A 590-nucleotide genomic window follows, 5' to 3' on the forward strand; every position below is an offset into this window, starting at 1 on the left:
GTCATCATCGACTTCGTCATGAACCACACCAGCGACCAGCACCCGTGGTTCCAGGAGTCCCGCAAGGACCCCGACGGCCCCTACGGCGACTACTACGTCTGGGCCGACGACGACAAGCAGTACCAGGACGCCCGCATCATCTTCGTCGACACCGAAGTCTCCAACTGGACCTTCGACCCCGTCCGCGAGCAGTACTTCTGGCACCGCTTCTTCGCCCACCAACCGGACCTCAACTACGAGAACCCGGCCGTTCAGGAGGAGATGCTGGCCTCCTTGCGCTTCTGGCTGGACCTCGGCATCGACGGCTTCCGGCTCGACGCGGTGCCCTACCTCTACCAGGAGGAAGGCACCAACTGCGAGAACCTGCCCGCCACCCACGCCTTCCTGAAGCGCGTCCGCAGCGAGATCGACGCGCAGTACCCGGACACGGTCATCCTCGCGGAGGCGAACCAGTGGCCGGAGGACGTCGTCGACTACTTCGGCGACTACACCAGCGGCGGCGACGAATGCCACATGGCGTTCCACTTCCCCGTCATGCCGAGGATCTTCATGGCGGTCCGCAGGGAATCGCGCTACCCCGTCTCCGAGAT

1 protein-coding gene is annotated in these 590 nt (G+C 64.4%); it reads left to right on the forward strand.

What is annotated here, in order from left to right; translation table 11 throughout:
* Nucleotides 1-590: alpha-amylase family glycosyl hydrolase (locus M8J73_RS44515; RefSeq protein ID WP_249829930.1), on the forward strand; the 590-nt coding region annotated here is incomplete at both ends.

The sequence above is a fragment of the Streptomyces neyagawaensis genome, assembly GCF_023516595.1.
GTDB lineage: Bacteria > Actinomycetota > Actinomycetes > Streptomycetales > Streptomycetaceae > Streptomyces > Streptomyces neyagawaensis.